We start from the raw sequence: 18271 nt of genomic DNA, 5'->3' as shown, positions 1-18271 counted from the left end.
AATCGATGCCGGTGTCTCCATTGCCTATTGGACCGCTTGCGCCAATTAAGATTGGTTTCAACAAGCAGCAGGGTCCCGTCATGAACGAGCATGAAGAGAACATTCGCCGCCGTGCCTATGAGATCTGGGAGCAGGAGGGCCGCCCACACGGGCAGGATATGAAACATTGGCTACAGGCATTCAAGGAATTTGGCGAGCGCGTCGATGCTGCGACAAAGCCGACGGTGAAGGTGAAATCCGCCAAGCCGCGAGCCGCAGCGAAATCCGCGGCTGAAAAGCCGGCGACGAAGAAGACAAAAGCGGCTGGGGTCGCAATAGCCGCGTCTTCCCAAGACAAGCCCCGTCGCTCACGCTCTCCGAAGTCCGTCACGACGCATTAGATTTTCATTACGGCTTTGGGCCGAGTGATACGACGCGGCGCGTCCGTATGTTTGGGCGTAACGATTTGAGTCGCGCGCAATTGGGCGGGCGACGAAGACGGCCATGACCGCAAGCAGCCTTCGGAGTTGATTAGGCCAACACCTTGGCCTCCACAGCGGCTGCGACGAAGGCATCTCTGGCGGCTTCCAGGTGCGCGAGGTGGTTCATGGCCTCCACGCACCGGCGCTTGGCCGCCTCAACGTGCATGCTGCTTTCGAGCGGCCATCTGTGCTCCAGATACTCAACCGCTTCGGCCGGACCATGGATATATTCAGAGGGTCGTGTCCCAATCTGAATTGCCACGGGCGCCGCCCATGTTGGTTCAGTTGCGTGGCCGATCGTGTTCATGACGAACCTCCTCTTTGCCAACGAGCGATAAGCGGGATGTAGGTGTTTGTGTGAACCGATCAACCCGTCGTGAGACCGTGACTTGATTGGCATTTTCATCCGTCGATCAGCCACGCGGGCCAATCAGTGAACGCTCGGGAACTTGGCCAACACGGCGTAGTCCTCTGCGACGAGTTCACTGATTGCAATCAGAACCTCTTCGGCTGAGAAGCCGGAGGCGATTGTCGTTCGAATGAGCTCCTGGAGATCCGGTTCGATCACCTCCCGGCAGTCCTCGAGCCGTTCATCGGAAACAGTCAGGCTGTGCAGTTCTTCCATAGTTGGTCCTTTCTCGGGATGGGGCTGCCGTTGAGAACATCGGACGGCAATATTTTTGACAGCCTATCGGCTGGAGGAGCGTCGCCTCGGCGAGGCCAGGAGACCTTCGCGCTGCAACTTCTTCCGGGCAGCCTTGCGCTGCCTGGCGATTGCCTGCGCCCGTTCACGGACTCTCCGCTCGGATGGCTTCTCGTAGGATCGGCGTTCCTTCATTTCGCGGAACAGTCCCTCGCGCTGCATCTTCTTCTTCAGCGCGCGCATGGCCTGCTCGACGTTGTTGTCTCTGACGATGACCTGCATCTTTTTCTCCTGGCTTTGAGGATGGGGTGCGTCTCAGCCAAGCTGCTGAGCGATCAGTTCCTGCAGTTCTCGCAGCGTGAGAAGGCAGGGGTAAGGTTTCCAGTTCTTGTCCGGGCTGCGAGCGGCGTCATCGCGCTCGCGCGGACCGCCGCTGATGCGACGGCGATATTGGGTTTGTTCAGTTGAAATCCTTCGCCGCACTTGCGGCATGCTCAACACGGTGCCGGTTTTTCGATCACGCAGACCGAAGGAAAGCGAAGATACGACGCGCGAGGCATCGGCCGTGCCAGGTTCGTATTTTTTGGGTGTCCGCCATAAGATGGGAATGCGAGCGACCCGTTGCAAGGCTTCGATCGCCGCACACGCCGTTCCGGAGCGTCGCGCTTCGTCAACCGTCACATGCTTGATGTCGTGGGGGTCGAGAGACAGGATCCGCCGCTCGCGGATTTTTGGCGAGGTCACCGCAAAACAAACGATGTGAGTTTTGCAGTGACCTCTTGATGACTAGGAAATGTAATCATCCAAGCACATGCTACCTGAAGTGCAGCGATATGGAATTTATCACATGCGGTAATCCACATGTACTTTGGGAGCGGGTGCCTATTGCGTGGATGACGGCTATGAGCCTTTCGGGGGAATATCGGGTCTGAACGGTGATACTGCGGTTTGTAGCCGCCCCTATTTCGTATGATGCGTCAACCGGGCGAAAGGTGATTCGGCCGTTTCTGTACCACGATCTTTGATAAATAAATCGCATCCGATTAAATCGGATGTTGACGTTTGCGCGCGGCCCGCGTATTTAAAGCGTATCCGAGTTATTCGCGCGCGAAATAAATCGAGCGGCGGAAAGGACTTCGCTATGTGGCACGGGAACAGATTCATGCAGTCGGTACAATCGGTCGTCAGTGTGACGAAGGCCAAGGAACGCTGGATCGTCAGCGATCATCCAAACACGCCCCAGGCCTATGGCGAATTTTCGCGGGTGCTCGACCCATCCGTCTATGAGGCGCTCCCCGATGATTGGTTGATCGGGATAACCGACGTCGTCGACTCGACGTCGGCGATCAAGTCAGGGCGTTACCAAGACGTCAACTACGCCGGCGCATCGGTGATCGCCGCCGTGGGAAACGCCTGGGGCAACTTCGATTTTCCCTTCGTGTTTCGCGGAGACGGGGCTGCGTTCGCACTGCCGCCCCATGGGATCATGACCGCGACTTCCGCGTTGCGGCAGGTGGTCGCCTTTGCCAGTGCCAATCTCAACCTGGCTCTTCGGGCCGGTTTGGTGCGCGTGGGCGCGATCCGTGCCAATGGACGTGACGTGCGCATCGCGCACTATGCCGCCTCTGAAAACGCGACCTATGCGATGTTTGCCGGCGGCGGCCTAAAATGGGCGGAGCGTCAGATCAAGAATGGTCGATACCTCGTAAAGCCGGGCAGCTACACGACGAAACCCGATCTGACCGGCCTGACCTGCGATTGGGAGCCGTTTCCCAGCCAGAGGGGCGAGATCCTGTCGCTGCTCGTCGAGCCAGCCGAAGATAGGAGCCCGGAGGTCTTTGCGTCCTTGGCGAAGTGCGTGCTTTCGGTTCTCGACGCCGGCACGCGGCAAGCCCAGCCGGCATCGCGGGAGACCGCCATCCCCAGGGACGGTGCCAGGTCGGTCGACCGCGAAAGCTGGTTGGCCGTCGCCTCCAGCTCCGACTTCCGCAAGTATGATGACGGCCTGCGTCTCACACTGGATTGCACGAGCGAACAGATCGAAGCGGTCGAGGCCATCCTCGTTGCGGCAAAGGCGCGAGGTGAGGTCAACTTCGGACTCCACCGCCAGTCTCATGCGCTCATGACCTGCTTCGTGCCTTCGGGAAAGCCGGATTCTCACCTGCACTTTCTCGACGGTATGGGGGGCGGGTATGCCAAGGCAGCCGAGATGATGGAGGCAAACGACCTTCCGATGGTGTCATCACGGTAGGTGTGGCTCTGTTGGAATCGGGCGACATTCGGAATAATATCCGATGCTGCCCGATCGGCTTTGCGCTTTCCAGGGGGCTTCGGGTGATTCCGGTGCTCGGCTGTTCGATCAGCCGATCTCTCTTCAAGCGTTGCGCGGCGGCTCGTAGCCAGCGGTGCTTCTCTAATCGGCGTGTCGAGGTCAAGCGCTGTTCGCGTTTTTTTCTTGGGGCGCTCTCGGCGGGACGAGATCACACCATCGTCTGCAGTCGGCCCGAAGCCGACTTACCCGGACCGGCTAACGCCTACTTTGCGCGATGTTTGCTAAAGAGAGCGACTACGCTGTGAGGGGCATTATCACCAAGAAATCGGCTGAGGTTCTGTGCGGTTTCTTCGGCGACCTTCATGCTTCTGGGAAAGAGATTCATTTCATAGAGCGCAAGTGCGGCTTCCACATCATCGGGCGTCGAGATGAGCACACTTGCAAGCTCGTAGCCATCATACAGGGCAAGGTTGGCACCTTCTCCCGCGAACGGCGACATCAAATGTGCCGCATCGCCAAGCAACGTCACGCCGGGTACTCGTCGCCATTGGTGTTCGACTGGCAGCGCATAAATCGGGCGAAGCACGGGATCGGCCTCGCCCTCTGTGATAAGGGCGGTTAGGTGGGAAGCCCATCCTTCGAACTGCTCGGCGATACGAGCCAAGCCAGCCTTCGGGTCGGCGAAGTCGATTGAATTCGCCCAGTCTTCCGGCTTGTTCAAGGCCGCATAGGTATGCAGCATTCCGTTTGCATAGCGGTGCGCCAAGATGGCCTTGCCCGGAGCGACTGCCATAAGCGTGCCACTTCCTATTGCTTCCGCGCTTGCCTTATGGCGCGTGTGGCCGTCGAAAAGGATGGTTTCGATGAACAGTGTGCCTGAGTAGAGGGGCTTAGCAGGGGACAAAAGCGGACGAACTTTCGACCACGCGCCATCGGCACCCACAAGCAGATCAGAAAGGACGGTTGAACCGTTGGCAAAAGTGACCTCGTGCTGATCTGCGCCATGCGGGGCTATCGATGTGACCCTGTGGCCCCACTTAATCGTCTCCGGGGGAAGCGAGCCGATAAGCATGTTCCGAAGGTGGCCTCGATCAATTTCAGGACGATTGGCGGCGTTGTCGCCAGGACTGTCGAATAGGATATGACCGTCCTTATCAACGACCCGTTTTGCATCTTCGCCGTGGCGGACGAGGCCAAGGAAGGTTTCAAAAAGTCCTGCGGCCTTAAGGGCAATCTGGCCGTTGTATTCATGGATATCCAGTAGCCCGCCCTGCGTTCTCGCGCTCGCCGAGGCTTCGGATTCGTAGATGACCGAGGGGATGCCGTGAAGATGGAGAACACGGGCTAACGTAAGGCCACCGAGACCAGCACCGATGATCGTAACTGGGTTTCGCATTGCAGCGCTCCTATCAAATGCAAGCATGCAGCGTCCGCAGCGCTGATGATTGCTGTAGCCTGATCGTATCAGGCGATTGCTTCGGGAGACGCTGGCCGAGCCGGAGCTATGTGCTCGTCCGACTTGTATTCGGCGGCTGAAATCGGCCTGCCGTTTTTCGCGACGGCATTAGCCTGTATTAAAAGCCTGAGTGATGCAACCCTGTCTTCTGAATTAGCAATCGGACGCCATTCTCGGATGACGACCGCAAATGGCGCATTCCAGCCGAAATCGCTGCTCTAAGGAGCAAAAGTCTTCTGACAGTCACTGCCGTTTCCAACTTGTGCAGCGTTCAACGTCTTTTCGCGGCGCGCGCTTCTCTGCGGGGTCGGCTTGGTGAAGATCGGGAACGAAGCCGATTAGCCCATCTATGCTCTACCGCCACGCCCAATCCTGCCCGCCGGTTGGTCGCGGATTGTTGCCAGCGCGCCAAATGCGCGACGCCCTCGTCCCGCATGCCAAGCGAGCGCCGCATACATCGACGCTTACAGCAGTGAGAATGATCAATCCTTCGCCGGCCCGTCTTGCGTTGCCTTTAGGAGGTTGTCGCGCAGCCGTACCACGGATTTCTGCACGACCGGAAAGTCCTCGCCGAGGCCGGTGGCTTCCACCAGTGGCGCGCCGGGAACCGCCTCAACCAGATTGCGTCCGGCCGGCGTCAGGCTCAGTCGCACCTGCCGCTCGTCAGCGGGATCGCGTTTGCGTTGGATATAGCCCAGGGACTCAAGTTTCTTGAGCATCGGCGTCAGCGTGTTTGATTCCAGGAAGAGCTTTTCGCCGAGCGTTCCTACGGTCTGGTCGTCCTTCTCGGAGAGGGCGACCATTGCGATATACTGGGTGTAGGTCAGATTCAGCTTGTCGAGGATCGGCTTGTATGCGCGGCCGAAGGCCAGATTTGCCGAGTAGACCGCGAAGCATAAAAAGTTGGAGAGCTTGTTGCTCTTGCTGTCGCTCTCGCCGGAAGAGGGCGCTCCTGTCTCCAGGTTCTTGGCGGTTTTGGATGCGGACATGGGAGATCCTATTCGGCTGTTCGTTCTGCTTTTTATATAAATCGCATCCGATTAAATCGCAATGGTATTGACAATGCATTTTCATCGACCTATTTAGATCGTATCCGATTAAAGCGGATACGATTAACAAATCCCAGAAAGGATTTTACCATGACCGAGAAACTCCTCTTTACCGGCAAGACCCACAACAAGGGCGGTCGCAATGGTTTCACACGCAGCAGTGATGGCGAGCTTGACCTTCAGTTGTCGCAGCCGCACCCGGCGGCCGAACGCCTCTTCGGCGCTGCTTGGTCGGCTTGCTTCATTGGTGCCATTGAGGTCGCTGCAGCGCAAAGAAAGATCAAGCTGCCCGTTGAGCCCGAGATCGACATGGAAATCGATCTGAACGCCGACGGTGGTTCCTACTTCCTGCGCGCACGCCTGAACGTCAGCGTGCCGGGCATTGAGCGTGATGTCGCCGAGGAACTCATCCACGCAGCGCATGAGATCTGCCCGTATTCCAAGGCAACGCGCGGCAACATCGACGTGGCGCTCAACCTCGTTTGAAGGGATGAGAACGCTCTCGGCGAGAACCAATCCAAAGGTATCGCCAACACCATCATGCAACGGGATGCGCGCCGCCTTCAGTGAAATCGTGCCCGCATCCCGAGCAACCTCAAGCACAGGAGGATATCATGACAGCTCCAGTATCATCGATCACACGGCGTAGCCTGCTTGGATGCGCGGCGGTTGCCGGCGTCGTCAGATCGCGGACTCGCCGGTCGGTCTGGCAGCATGGATGATCGACCACGATATCCGCAGCTACGAGATGATCGCACGCGTCTTCGATGGAAAGGCCGAAGGCCTGACGCGGGACGATATCCTGGACAACATTACATTCTGCTGGCTGACGAACACGGCCGTCTCGTCGGCGCGGCTCTACTGGAAAAACAAGCTGGCGTTCTTTGCCGTCAAGAATGTCACCATTCCGGTCGCCGTTAGCGTTTTTCCGGATGAGATCTATGCGGCTCCGCGCAGCTGGACGGAACGCGCCTATCCGAAGCTCATCCACTACAACAAGCTCGACAAGGGCGGGCACTTTGCTGCTTGGGAGCAGCCGAAGGGCTTCGCTTCGGAGCTCAGAGCGGCCTTCCGCTCGCTGCGGTCGGCGTAGGGGCGGTTAGGACGGCGCTTCAGCGGCGCCGTCTCTTTGGTGACGGTAATCTGCGCGAAGAAGGTCTCGGGAAACCGCCGGATCGAAGGAAAACCAGGAATGCGTGACGTCGTCGAATTGCAGTTCGATCTTACCCCTCCCACTCGGGAACAGATGGAGCAGCTGGTGGCGGACCTCAGCGAGGAGGATCGCCATCTGCTTTTGGAGCATGGTGAGGAGGCGCCATTCTGTGGCGTGTTCCTCCACGAGCGACGCGAGGGGTTTTTTACCTGCCGGCTCTGCGGACTTCCGCTGTTCAAGGCCGTTGCGAAATTCGAAAGCGGTACAGGCTGGCCGAGCTTCACGGCCCCGGCAGCCGACAATCACCTGCGGCGCGTTCGTGATACCCGCTACCGCATGCTCAGAACGGAAATTGTTTGCGCGCGTTGCAACGCGCATCAGGGGCACGTCTTTCCCGACGGCCCGCCTCCGACAGGCGAGCGCTTCTGCATAAACTCAGGGTCGCTCGAATTCACCCCGAAAGGGCAGCCGCTTCCTGACAAGCTTGGTCGCGGTGGCCCGGAAGGAGCGCCAGCACGATAGATGCTCGCCGCCGGAGCGCAATCGTCGCCGTCGAGACGGCGATTGCTCCGGCCCACAGGCAGTTTTAACCGATCATCAACGCTGATGGGCGACTTCCCCGCGATTTGTCGCAAATGGGGTGCGGCCCAGTCTGTAGATGATTGCGCAATGCACAGGTCCGTCTATTTTGGCCGCATCATCTCGGCGCTTGTGGCAACACTTCGCGCACAACCGGGGCAGGGGATCATGAAAGCGGCCTTCCATACGACCTTGGGGATCGTAGTCCTTCTACCAGCAGCGGCCTTGGGTCAGTCAGGCGGTTGGCAACCCAATGGCAGTGGTATGAGCACCTGGCATGTGTCGCCATCGGAAGGCACCTGCAACGTCAGTCAGGCGCAGAACCGGGCCCGCCGCGCTGGCATCTACCGCACCGACCTTGTCTATCGCGACGAGAACGTTCTGACGCTGAGAGGACTGACCGAATGGGGCGATCGCCGGGAGATCACCTTTGCCAACATCCGAGGATGTCCTGAGGTCGGATTTCAAGATATGCAGCAGAGCCAACCCGGACGAGCGCCCACCAATCGATGACTTGACGTCGCACGGCTCGCCGGCGTAACTGAGCGCGACGGTTCCCCAAGGACGACTCTAAGGGGATTAATAGGGAACATGGTGAGGACGACCCAAGAGGGACCAAAACCGTGGCTGCCCCCGCAACTGTAGGCGGATTGTCGCTCATCCGAGGTCGTTTAGGACCATGTCACTGCGAACCAATCGCGGGAAGGCAGATGAAGGCATATATCCGTGAGCCAGGAGACCTGCCGTCAATCACGATCCAATCACCCGGGCGGGGATGCCCGGAAAGGAACAGCCATGATTGACCTGAGCCTTCGCCGATATAGAGCACACATCCGTCTCGATTGGGTTTTCCGTCGCTAGCGTTAGCCCGGCGTGCCGTCATTCCTAGCGGTTGCGCCGGCAATGAACGCTGGCCCCTTTCCTCCTAATCGAGATTGCCTATGCGTAAATTTCTTGCAGCCATTGCGCTTGCCTTCGGCTTTGCTGGCTTGGCGGCGCCAAGTCTTGCCGCCACCCAGTATCCATTGACCATCAACAATTGCGGCCGCGAGGTCGTCTTCAATAAGGCGCCGGCCAACATCGTATCGGTCGGTCAGGGCATGACCGAAGTTCTTTTCTCGCTCGGGCTGGCGGACAGGATTGCCGGAACGGCAGTCTGGGTCGGCCCGGTTTTGCCGCAATATGCCGAAGTCAACGCGAGGATCAAACGGCTTGCCGACAACGATCCGAGCTTTGAATCCGTCGTCGGTCAGGAACCGGATCTGGTCGCCGCCGAGTTTGAGTGGCACGTCGGTCAGCAAGGGTCCGTCGGCAAGCGGGAGCAATTCGCCGAACTCGGCATCAATACCTACATCGCGCCGGCGGATTGCGTCGCCAAGGTCAATGCCGACAGCGGCGACGGCGTTCGCAAGGAACTGTTCACGATGGACCTGATCTATCGGGAGATCGCTGAGTTGGCCGAAATCTTCGACATCACGGAGCGCGGCGATGCGCTCATCGCCGAGCTGCAGCAACGCGAAGCGCGGGCCGTCGCATCGGTTGCCGGTGCCGCTGCAAAGAACCTCCCGGTCGTCTTCTGGTTCTCCAGCAAGGAAATCAACGGCGATGCATTCATCGCCGGAAAGAACAGCGCCCCGGCCTATGTCCTGAAGATGCTCGGTGCGAAGAATGTGGTCGCGACAGACGAGGAGTGGCCGCTCGTCGGCTGGGAGACGATTGCAGAGGCCAATCCGGCTGTGATCGTCGTAGCGACGATGGACCGGCGCCGCTATGCGGCGGATGACCCCACGGTAAAGCTCAACTTTCTGGCAAAGGACCCGGTCACGAGCCAACTCGATGCCGTCAGGAATAAGCGCTTCGTCATGATGGATGCCCAATCGATGAACCCGACGATCCGGACGATCGACGGGATCGAGATACTGGCGAAGGGCATCAATTCCTTCGGTCTGGCGCAGTGAGCGGCGCCATTTTCAGGCAGTCGGTATGGTGGGCGCATGGTGCGCTCGCCATTGCTGCATTCTCCCTGCTCGCTCTGATGATCGGTCTCGCCGTTTCGATCGGGGAGATATCGATCCCGCTGGCGACGACCGCGAAAGCGGTGTCGAACCGCCTCCTCGGTACGACTTTCGAGCTTAGCCGCATCCATCAAGGCATCATCTGGGACTATAGATTGAGCCGAGCGTTGGTGGCCGCAAGTGCCGGGGCGTCGCTCGCGCTCAGCGGCGCGGTTCTGCAGGCGTTGCTGCGAAACCCGTTGGCCGAACCCTACGTGCTCGGCGTTTCCGCAGGAGCCTCGACCGGCGCGGTTGGCGTGATGCTGCTCGGCTTCGGCTATGGTGTTCTCAGTCTGTCCAGCGGCGCCTTTATCGGCGCCGTGATCGCATTCCTGCTCGTTGCCTTTCTTGCGGCAGGCGCCGGAGGCACTAGCGAACGCATCATTCTTTGCGGCGTCGCCGGATCGCAGCTCTTCAATGCGGCCACCTCCTATATCGTCACGACCTCGGCAAATGCCGAGCAGGCGAGGGGCGTCATGTTCTGGTTGCTTGGCTCGCTGAGCGGTATCCGCTGGCCTGACGTCTATCTGGCCGTGCCGGTGACGGTGCTCGGCTTCGTCGTTTCGCTGTTCCATGTGCGGGCGCTGGATGCCTTCGTCTTCGGAACGGACGCGGCGGCATCGTTGGGTATTGCGGTCAGGCGTGTGCAGGTGGTGCTTCTTGGAACAACGGCGCTGATGACGGCAACCGTGGTCAGCATGGTTGGCGCAATCGGTTTTGTCGGACTGGTCATCCCGCACGCCGCGAGGTTCCTTGTCGGGCCCACGCATGATCGCCTGCTTCCCGCGACTGTGCTCGGCGGCGCGATCTTCATGGTCGGCGCCGATATCATCTCGCGGATCATCATCCCGCAACAAGTCTTGCCAATCGGGGTCGTCACGGCCTTGTTCGGCGCGCCTGCCTTTGCGGTCATCCTGTATCGCGCTCGGAAGACGGCATGAGCATCAGCCTCGACAATGTGAGCTTTACAGCAGGCAACTCCCTGATCGTCAACGGCGTCAGCCTGACGGTGCAGACAGGAACGATTCTCGGGCTGCTCGGGCCGAACGGATCCGGCAAGTCGAGTCTGTTGCGGCTGATCTGCAGGTTGCGGAAGGTGCGCAGCGGCATTGTTCGTTTGGGCGAGAGCGACGTTTCGACTATGGCGCGGAGCGATCTCGCGCGCCGTGTTGCTTTCGTCGAGCAGCAGGCGACAACCGAGACGCAGTTGACCGCAAAGGATGTTGTGCGCCTCGGGCGCACGCCTCATCGCAGTCTCCTGTCGCCCTTGGGTGCAAAGGATGATGCTGCCGTGGATGAGGCGCTCTCGCGCGTCGGCATGGAAGGCCGAGCGAAGCAACTTTGGCAGACGCTCTCCGGCGGCGAGCGCCAGCGTGTCCATATCGCGCGTGCCCTTGCGCAGAGCCCGACCGAACTACTCCTTGATGAGCCTACGAACCACCTGGACATCCAGCATCAGCTCGAGATCCTGGGCCTGATTTCCAGGCTCGGCGTCACCTGCATCATCGCCCTGCACGATCTCAATCTGGCCGCCATGTTCTGCGATCAGCTGGCTGTGCTCCAGCGGGGTAAAATCGTTGCGACGGGGACGCCGCAGCACGTGCTGACGCGGGATCTGATCGGCGACGTGTTCGGCGTGCAGGCGCATGTCGAGACGTCCTCGATCCATGGGCGGTGCAACATTCAATACATTATCGCCTGACGATGCTGCTGTTGGGCCCAAGCATAGCGGGCTGGACGAACTACCGACGTACGGTGCCCTTCGGGCCTGTTGCTCATCGACAAATACCTCACCAAGAACTGGCACGACCATCCGTGGCGCTGTCAAGGAACGGCGTATGCTACCGTAAAATACGTTGGGTACTCCGCCCAATGCGCTTATGCTGCATCTGCTAACAAAACATGTGTCTGACGGCGCGAGCTGTCCATTCACAGAGCGGACGCAGACCGAGAATACTATCCCGGGCATAGGATTCTGATCCCTCGCAGAGAGGGTGGATGAGGGAGCTTTGGCATGCGGTACTCTTCCTATCTTCCGACGACCAGTTTTGCCGCTCAGTTTGGCCCAGCCGGTCTTGCTTTCGACTATGCCTTGGATGCCGCCCAGCGCAGCGTGTTGTTCTGGGATGTCATGCGCAAACGCGGCAACCAGTATAGGGCTCATGCCGAAGCGACGGCGCCGCATGTCCTAAGCTTCACACCCGAAATCGTGCTCGACGGGCGTACGTTCGAGCGGCCGGTCAACTACGCGCTGGTCCGGATCGTCCCGCCTGATGGAATAGAGGTTGACCAGACACGCCGACCTTTCGTTGTCGTCGATCCGAGAGCCGGGCACGGACCGGGCATCGGCGGGTTCAAGGCGGACAGTGAAATCGGCGTCGCGCTGAGAGCTGGGCACCCATGCTATTTCATCGGTTTCCTTCCGCAGCCGGTGCCGGGACAGACGATCGAAAACATTGCTCTGGCGGAAGCGGTCTTTCTGGAGAAAGTCATTTCGCTGCATCCGCAGGCGGACGCCAAGCCCTGTGTGATCGGAAATTGCCAGGCGGGCTGGGCCGTCATGATGCTCGCAGCCATGCGCCCGGAACTCTTCGGATCGGTTATCATTGCCGGTGCGCCGCTTTCCTATTGGGCTGGTGAGCGCGGCAAGTATCCGATGCGCTATACGGGCGGGTTGCTGGGCGGCACCTGGCTCACCGCGTTGACGAGCGACCTTGGCCACCGACAGTTCGACGGCGCCTGGCTGGTTCAGAATTTCGAGAACCAGAACCCCGCCAACACGCTCTGGACCAAGCAGTATAATCTCTACTCGAAGATCGATACTGAGGCGCCGCGCTATCTCGGCTTCGAGGAGTGGTGGGGCGGGCACGTCAGCCTGAACGCCGAAGAGATCCAGTTCATCGTCGACGAGCTCTTCGTTGGCAACAATCTCGCGGCAGGCCGCATCGAGGCATCCAATGGCGAGGCAATCGATCTTCGCAATATTCGTGCGCCGATCGTGGTCTTCTGCTCCAAGGGAGACAACATCACACCCCCCGCACAGGCGCTCGGGTGGATCCTGGACCTCTATGATGACGTGAACGAGATACGGTCGCACGGGCAGACGATCGTCTACACCGTTCACGAAACCGTCGGCCATCTCGGGATCTTCGTGTCCGCCAGCGTTGCCCGCAAGGAGCATGGAGAACTCTCCAGCAACATCGACCTGATCGATGCGTTGCCGCCAGGCCTCTATGAGGCAATCTTCGAGGCAAAGACCGATGAGACCATCGGCGGGGATCTCGTCGAGGGCGATTGGATTATGCGCTGCGAGGCAAGGACGCTCGATGACATCAAAGTATTCGGCTGCAATAGTGCCGAGGACGACCGCAGCTTTGCAACTGTCGCCAAGGTGTCGGATATCAACCTCTCGCTTTATCGCAGGTTCCTCCAGCCTGTTGTCCGCGCGATGGTGCCCGAATGGGCGGCCAGTCAGTTGCGCGAAGCGCATCCGCTCCGGCTGCAGTACGAGCTGTTTTCTGACATCAATCCCCTGATGGCACCGATTGCAGACCTTGCCGTCGATGTTGAGGACGAGCGGCGCCCCGTTGCTGCGGACAATCCCTTCCTGGCGTTGGAACAGGCATTCTCCCGGCAGATTGTTGCGGGGCTGGATGCATGGCGCGAAGCAATGGAGGCCCTAGGCGAGGCGACGTTCCTCTCTGTCTATGGCTCTCCGCTTTTGCAGGCGGCCGTTGGTATCGATCCGTCCGACGCAAAGCCGCACCGGCGCGCGAGCAAAACCGGACTTCATCGTCAGGTCCTTAAGACGAAGGTCGAGGAACTCAAGGCGCAAATCGGCAATGGTGGGCTTCGCGAAGGCCTGGCGCGTAGCCTGCTTTACGTCGCCATGGCGAGCGGCGCAGCCGATGAGCGTGGATTTGCCGCGATCCGTCGGATGCGCGACGCCGAGGACGCAATGCCGGCAATGACGCTGGCGGAGTTCAAGGCGTTGATCCGCGATCAGTTTTTCATGCTGGTGATCGATGAGGAGGCTGCCGTCAATGCGATACCTCGCCTGTTGCCGGCGGAAGAAGACGTTCGCCGCGAAGCCTTGTCGTCTCTCCAGCAGGTCTTGAATGCGCGTGGGCCGCTTTCGGAAGAAGCCGAGCGGCGCTGGCAGAGGGTTATCGGGCTTTTCGATCTCTCCGCAGAGCCGCTTGCCGGACCCGTATCGCCACCGAGGAAACCCACGCCGCTCAAGGCGGTCAGGCGCGCAAACTGAACGAGAGTTGCCGACGGTCGAAAACTTGTACTCGTCCTTCAACACGGAGCACGTGCAGATGCCGGATTTGGACAACATCGGGGAAGAAGCCGGGCGTCATGAAAAGTATGAACGGCTGATCGCAAAGGCAAAACAGGTGCCGCAGATGCGGACGGTTGTCGCCCATCCTTGTGATGAGACATCGCTGCGTGGAGCGGTCGAGGCGGCCGAGGTTGGGTTGATGCGTCCGATCCTTGTCGGGCCGGGAGAGAAGGTGCGCGCGGTCGCCAAATCTCACGACCTTGATATCTCGCCATTCGAACTGATCGACACGCCGCATAGCGATGCAGCAGCGGCGAAGTCGGTGGAGATCATCCGGGAAGGCGGTGCCAACCTGCTGATGAAGGGGAGCCTGCACACGGATGAGCTCATGCGGGCCGTCACCTCATCGGCTACCGGGCTGCGGACGGCGCGCCGGATCAGCCATGTCTTTGTGATGGATGTGCCGAACTATTCGGAAACGCTTTTTATCACCGATGCCGCAATCAACATTGCGCCGGATCTCGATGCCAAGCGGGATATCATCCAGAACGCGATCGACTTGTTCACACAGGTCGGCCTTGGCGTGCCCCGGGTGGCAATCCTTTCGGCTGTCGAGACCGTCACGTCGAAGATACCCTCGACCATTGACGCAGCCGCCCTCTGCAAGATGGCTGAGCGCGGGCAGATAACGGGTGGCATTCTCGACGGGCCGCTTGCCTTCGACAACGCGATCGATCCGGAAGCGGCCCGGATAAAGGACATCAAGTCGCCGGTTGCGGGACGCGCCCAGATCCTCGTCGTTCCCAATCTCGAGGCGGGCAACATGCTAGCGAAGAACCTGACCTTTCTGGCAAGAGCGGACGCAGCAGGCATCGTGCTGGGTGCGCGCGTGCCGATCATTCTGACATCGCGGGCGGATTCAGTGCGGGCGCGCCTTGCCTCCTGCGCTGTCGCAGTCTTGCTCGCCGATGCGCGCCGTCGCACGGCACCGATACAAGGCGGCTGATGCCATGGACACCATCCTCGTCGTGAATGCCGGTTCGTCCAGCCTGAAGTTCGAGGTGTTTTCGGTCGCGAACTCACTGGCGCGGCTGGTCAAAGGACAGATGGAGGGGATCGGAACGACGCCGCACCTTTCCATCAAGAGCAGTGACGGAGAGCGGCTGGCGAACGAAAACTATCCACCCGAAGCCGTTCCCGACCTGCCGGCGGCGATGCGCCTGGTGGGGGAATGGTTGCGGCAGCGGCAGCAGGGCCGGCTGATTGCCGTCGGCCATCGCGTCGTTCATGGCGGACCGAACCATTCGCGTCCGGCACGCGTCGATGACGATTTGCTCCGTGAACTGGAACGGTACACGCCGCTGGCGCCGTTGCATCAGCCCAACAATCTCGCGCCGATCCGTGTACTGCTGGAACGCCAGCCGCAACTTGCGCAGGTCGCGTGCTTCGACACGGCCTTTCATCGCGGCCATGACCCCATGACGGACCACTATGCCATTCCGGCGCGTTATTTTGATGAGGGTGTCCGGCGCTACGGCTTTCACGGGCTGTCCTACGAATATGTGGCTGGAAGACTGGCCGAGATCGCACCCGCTGTCGGCAGGGGACGGGTTATCGTGGCGCATCTCGGGAGCGGAGCATCGATGTGCGCGCTGTATCAAGGGTTAAGCATCGAGAGCACCCTCGGATTTACCGCTCTTGATGGACTCCCGATGGGCACACGATGCGGACAGATCGATCCTGGCGTGCTTCTCTACCTCCTCCAGCAGCATGGCATGACGGCACCGCAACTGCAGGACTTTCTCTACAAGGAGTCCGGCCTGAAGGGGCTTTCCGGCATTAGCAACGACGTGCGCGACCTGCTTGCCAGCGGCGAGGCGGGCGCAACGCTTGCGCTTGATCATTTCGTCCACCGCATCGGCCTGAATGCGGGTGCGCTTGCTGCCGCCCTCGGTGGACTGGACGCCTTCGTGTTCACGGCGGGCGTAGGCGAAAATTCGGCCGTCATGCGGGCACGGATTGCCAAAAAGCTGGGCTGGCTCGGAGCGTCGCTTGACCCCGAGAGAAACGACACCGGCGACCTGCTCGTCTCGAGCGACGACAGCAAGGTCGCCATCTATGTCGTGCCGACCGACGAGGAACTGATGATCGCACGACATACGTTCGCGCTTATCACTGCGTAGAGAGATCGCGCGATACAGAGCGTTTTGATGTTGAAGAGAGGGCTAATATGATTCCCGAGGTAAAGGCCAAGCTTCTCGAAGGAAAGCGCGGGCTGGTGGTCGGCATCGCCAATGACCAGTCGATCGCCTGGGGCTGTGCCAGGGCATTCCGGGCCTTGGGCGCGGAGCTGGCTGTCACCTATCTCAACGACAAGGCCAAGCCCTATGTTGAGCCGCTAGCTGAGGCACTGGAAGCACTGATCGTCATGCCGCTCGACGTCGCGGTGCCTGGACAGTTGGAGGCCGTGTTCGACCACATCACCGAGCAATGGGGCGAGCTCGATTTCGTCGTGCATTCGATCGCCTTCTCGCCGAAGGATACGCTGCAAGGACGTGTGGTCGACGTACCGCGCGACGGGTTCTTGAAGACGATGGACATCTCCTGCTGGTCGTTTATCCGCATGGCGCATCTTGCAGAACCCCTGATGAAGCGCGGCGGCACCCTGTTCACCATGACCTACTACGGCAGCCAGATGGTGGTGAAGAATTACAATGTCATGGGGGTGGCCAAGGCGGCGCTGGAAAGCGCGGTTCGCTACATCGCCGCCGAACTTGGACCAAAGGGCATTCGCGTTCATGCCATCTCGCCTGGCCCGCTGGCAACACGGGCGGCGTCCGGCATCCCGGAATTCGATGAGCTCCTGAACAAGGCGCAGGAAACGGCACCGACTCGCAGCCTCGTCTCGATCGACGATGTCGGCATGGCAACCGCCTTCCTTGCCCATGATGCGGCGCGATTGATCACTGGTGATACGATCTACATCGATGGCGGTTATCACATCATAGATTGAAGCGACGCGGGCTGGCGCTCTGCGAAGTGCTGTCGAGGCACATAACGCCCGGACCCGTCGCTCGCAATGTGAGCAACGGGTCCGGGCGCAGGCCTTTGACAGCTTCAGGACTTTGCTGCCGCGGCGCGCTGTTTGCGGTATTGCACGGTGGGCAGGCCGCCCCAGCCCCAATTGTCGAGATCGACCTCCTCGATGACGACATAGGTTGATTCAAGCGGTTTGTTGAGCACATCGAGCAGCACCTGGCTGACGCCCTTGATGATAGCGGCCTTCTCAACGGCCGTGACCGAATTGCGGTCAGGCGTGGTTCCTTCGCGGGTAACCTGTACGGTGACGATGGGCATTGCAGTCTCCTTTCTCGGGTTCGATTTAAATGTCGCTATGCGGCGAGCAGGGTGCCGATCTCGGGTTCCAATGTTTCGACATGGGCATATCCGTTGCCGACCCGGCGCTGGGAGCCGAACCGGAATCGCGCGCCCTACCAGCGGCCAGCGTTCTGACCGCCATCGACGTGGAGGATTTCGCCTGTGACGAAGCTTGCCGCCTCGAAATAAAGGACGGCATCGACGACATCGCGAATTTCACCCATTCGGCCGACCGGATGCAGGGTCGAAAGCGCTGCATGCGTTTCCTGCGGATGCATCGGCGTCTTAATCACGCCTGGCGAGACTGCGTTGACGCGAACGCCGGTCTTTGCGTACTCGATGGCCAGCTCCTTGGTGACCGCGTTCAAGCCGCCCTTTGTCAAGGAGGCGAGGGCGGCGGGTACACCGGCGATCGGCTGATTGACCAGGCTGGTGGTAATCGTGACGATGTGGCCCGAGCCCTGTTTCAGCATTTCGGCGATTGCGCGCTGCGTGATGTGAAAGAAGCCGGCGACATTGACGCTCATGTTGTGGTCGTAGTCCTGTTGAGTGAATTCGGTGAATGGCTTAGCGAGGAAAACGCCGGCATTGTTCACCAGTGTGTCGATACGGCCGAAGCGCTCAAGCGCCTCGCGGACGACCCGCTCGGCAGTCTCGGGCTTGCTGATATCGCCGGGGACGGCCAGGATGCCGGTGTCCGAGCTGGGCTCGATCGACCGGGAGGTGGCGACGACGCGATAGTTCCGGTCGCGATAGGCCCGCACCAATTCTGCGCCGATGCCTTGCGATGCGCCGGTGATGATGGCGACCTTCTGTTGCGTGCTCATGGTGTGATCCTTTCAATTGTCGCGGCCGCTACGTTGGGGCCGCCCTACGCCCTCGGCGTTGGTGCAATTGATTTAGATCCATTCGATATTTGGGAGAATTGCCGCTGATTGAGC

20 protein-coding genes, 1 pseudogene and 1 riboswitch are annotated in these 18271 nt (G+C 59.9%); of the genes and pseudogenes, 13 read left to right on the top strand and 8 right to left on the bottom strand.

Features of this window, described 5'->3' with window-relative positions; genetic code table 11:
• Nucleotides 1-80: 80 nt before the first annotated feature.
• Nucleotides 81-380, top strand: a complete 300-nt coding sequence (locus FHX09_RS23815) for a DUF2934 domain-containing protein (RefSeq protein ID WP_007791319.1) — start codon at nucleotides 81-83, stop codon at nucleotides 378-380.
• A 130-nt stretch (nucleotides 381-510) separates the two neighbouring features.
• On the opposite strand, the gene FHX09_RS23810 is transcribed toward FHX09_RS23815, so the two are convergent.
• From FHX09_RS23810 to FHX09_RS23795, 4 genes are all read right to left on the bottom strand, one after another.
• Nucleotides 511-768 carry a DUF982 domain-containing protein gene (locus FHX09_RS23810; RefSeq protein ID WP_132593021.1) on the bottom strand — a complete coding sequence of 86 codons (258 nt, stop codon included), beginning with the start codon at nucleotides 766-768 and terminating at the stop codon, nucleotides 511-513.
• 123 nt (nucleotides 769-891) lie between these two features.
• On the bottom strand, nucleotides 892-1086 hold the full coding sequence (locus FHX09_RS23805) for a hypothetical protein (protein ID WP_007791326.1): 195 nt from the start codon (nucleotides 1084-1086) through the stop codon (nucleotides 892-894).
• Nucleotides 1087-1149: 63 nt separating this feature from the next.
• Nucleotides 1150-1386: a 30S ribosomal protein S21 gene (rpsU, locus tag FHX09_RS23800; RefSeq protein WP_007791329.1), complete on the bottom strand. Its 237-nt coding sequence runs from the start codon at nucleotides 1384-1386 to the stop codon at nucleotides 1150-1152.
• Nucleotides 1387-1419: 33 nt separating this feature from the next.
• Nucleotides 1420-1848 (bottom strand): hypothetical protein, encoded by a 429-nt coding sequence (locus tag FHX09_RS23795; RefSeq protein WP_184450754.1) that lies wholly within the window; start codon nucleotides 1846-1848, stop codon nucleotides 1420-1422.
• 418 nt (nucleotides 1849-2266) lie between these two features.
• Between FHX09_RS23795 and FHX09_RS23790 the strand changes: the two genes are divergently transcribed.
• Nucleotides 2267-3355: a DUF3095 family protein gene (locus FHX09_RS23790; protein WP_210301590.1), complete on the top strand. Its 1089-nt coding sequence runs from the start codon at nucleotides 2267-2269 to the stop codon at nucleotides 3353-3355.
• 283 nt (nucleotides 3356-3638) lie between these two features.
• Here FHX09_RS23790 and FHX09_RS23785 read toward each other — a convergent pair whose 3' ends face one another.
• Nucleotides 3639-4772 (bottom strand): NAD(P)/FAD-dependent oxidoreductase, encoded by a 1134-nt coding sequence (locus FHX09_RS23785; RefSeq protein WP_132593017.1) that lies wholly within the window; start codon nucleotides 4770-4772, stop codon nucleotides 3639-3641.
• A 542-nt stretch (nucleotides 4773-5314) separates the two neighbouring features.
• Nucleotides 5315-5821, bottom strand: coding sequence for a MarR family transcriptional regulator (locus tag FHX09_RS23780; RefSeq protein ID WP_007791338.1), 507 nt, complete (start codon nucleotides 5819-5821; stop codon nucleotides 5315-5317).
• 150 nt (nucleotides 5822-5971) lie between these two features.
• Between FHX09_RS23780 and FHX09_RS23775 the strand changes: the two genes are divergently transcribed.
• The 11 genes and pseudogenes from FHX09_RS23775 (at nucleotide 5972) to fabI (ending at nucleotide 16965) form a co-directional block, all read left to right on the top strand.
• Nucleotides 5972-6367 (top strand): organic hydroperoxide resistance protein, encoded by a 396-nt coding sequence (locus tag FHX09_RS23775; RefSeq protein ID WP_184450745.1) that lies wholly within the window; start codon nucleotides 5972-5974, stop codon nucleotides 6365-6367.
• A 199-nt stretch (nucleotides 6368-6566) separates the two neighbouring features.
• Nucleotides 6567-6974, top strand: a pseudogene (locus FHX09_RS23770) (epoxide hydrolase); the annotation flags it as partial.
• Between the two features lie 99 nt (nucleotides 6975-7073).
• Nucleotides 7074-7556, top strand: a complete 483-nt coding sequence (msrB, locus tag FHX09_RS23765) for a peptide-methionine (R)-S-oxide reductase MsrB (RefSeq protein ID WP_132593013.1) — start codon at nucleotides 7074-7076, stop codon at nucleotides 7554-7556.
• Nucleotides 7557-7781: 225 nt separating this feature from the next.
• Nucleotides 7782-8126, top strand: a complete 345-nt coding sequence (locus FHX09_RS23760; protein WP_037082391.1) for a hypothetical protein — start codon at nucleotides 7782-7784, stop codon at nucleotides 8124-8126.
• A 21-nt stretch (nucleotides 8127-8147) separates the two neighbouring features.
• Nucleotides 8148-8376, top strand: a riboswitch (cobalamin riboswitch).
• A 178-nt stretch (nucleotides 8377-8554) separates the two neighbouring features.
• Nucleotides 8555-9571, top strand: a complete 1017-nt coding sequence (locus tag FHX09_RS23755) for an ABC transporter substrate-binding protein (RefSeq protein WP_183722160.1) — start codon at nucleotides 8555-8557, stop codon at nucleotides 9569-9571.
• Complete coding sequence (locus tag FHX09_RS23750) at nucleotides 9568-10608, top strand: iron ABC transporter permease (RefSeq protein ID WP_132593009.1); 1041 nt, start codon at nucleotides 9568-9570, stop codon at nucleotides 10606-10608. Before FHX09_RS23755 ends, FHX09_RS23750 begins: the two co-directional genes overlap by 4 nt.
• Nucleotides 10605-11369: an ABC transporter ATP-binding protein gene (locus tag FHX09_RS23745; protein WP_132593007.1), complete on the top strand. Its 765-nt coding sequence runs from the start codon at nucleotides 10605-10607 to the stop codon at nucleotides 11367-11369. Before FHX09_RS23750 ends, FHX09_RS23745 begins: the two co-directional genes overlap by 4 nt.
• A gap of 312 nt (nucleotides 11370-11681) precedes the next feature.
• Nucleotides 11682-13931: a DUF3141 domain-containing protein gene (locus FHX09_RS23740; protein ID WP_184450744.1), complete on the top strand. Its 2250-nt coding sequence runs from the start codon at nucleotides 11682-11684 to the stop codon at nucleotides 13929-13931.
• A 58-nt stretch (nucleotides 13932-13989) separates the two neighbouring features.
• On the top strand, nucleotides 13990-14958 hold the full coding sequence (locus tag FHX09_RS23735; RefSeq protein ID WP_132593003.1) for a phosphate acetyltransferase: 969 nt from the start codon (nucleotides 13990-13992) through the stop codon (nucleotides 14956-14958).
• 4 nt (nucleotides 14959-14962) lie between these two features.
• Nucleotides 14963-16135, top strand: a complete 1173-nt coding sequence (locus FHX09_RS23730; protein ID WP_184450743.1) for an acetate/propionate family kinase — start codon at nucleotides 14963-14965, stop codon at nucleotides 16133-16135.
• Between the two features lie 47 nt (nucleotides 16136-16182).
• A complete protein-coding gene (fabI, locus tag FHX09_RS23725; RefSeq protein ID WP_007791369.1) occupies nucleotides 16183-16965 on the top strand; it encodes an enoyl-ACP reductase FabI in 783 nt (260 codons plus the stop codon).
• A 104-nt stretch (nucleotides 16966-17069) separates the two neighbouring features.
• On the opposite strand, the gene FHX09_RS23720 is transcribed toward fabI, so the two are convergent.
• Both FHX09_RS23720 and FHX09_RS23715 read right to left on the bottom strand, forming a co-directional pair.
• Nucleotides 17070-17309: a 4-oxalocrotonate tautomerase family protein gene (locus FHX09_RS23720; RefSeq protein WP_132592999.1), complete on the bottom strand. Its 240-nt coding sequence runs from the start codon at nucleotides 17307-17309 to the stop codon at nucleotides 17070-17072.
• Between the two features lie 134 nt (nucleotides 17310-17443).
• The gene (locus FHX09_RS23715; RefSeq protein ID WP_132592997.1) at nucleotides 17444-18157 is read right to left on the bottom strand and encodes an SDR family oxidoreductase; all 714 of its coding nucleotides are present in this window, start codon (nucleotides 18155-18157) and stop codon (nucleotides 17444-17446) included.
• Between the last annotated feature and the right edge of the window lie 114 nt (nucleotides 18158-18271).

The sequence above is a fragment of the Rhizobium sp. BK538 genome (genome assembly GCF_014197575.1).
Taxonomy (GTDB): domain Bacteria; phylum Pseudomonadota; class Alphaproteobacteria; order Rhizobiales; family Rhizobiaceae; genus Rhizobium.
The sequence above is the reverse complement of the archived record's forward strand: the minus strand, read 5'-3'. Positions and strand labels throughout refer to the sequence as shown.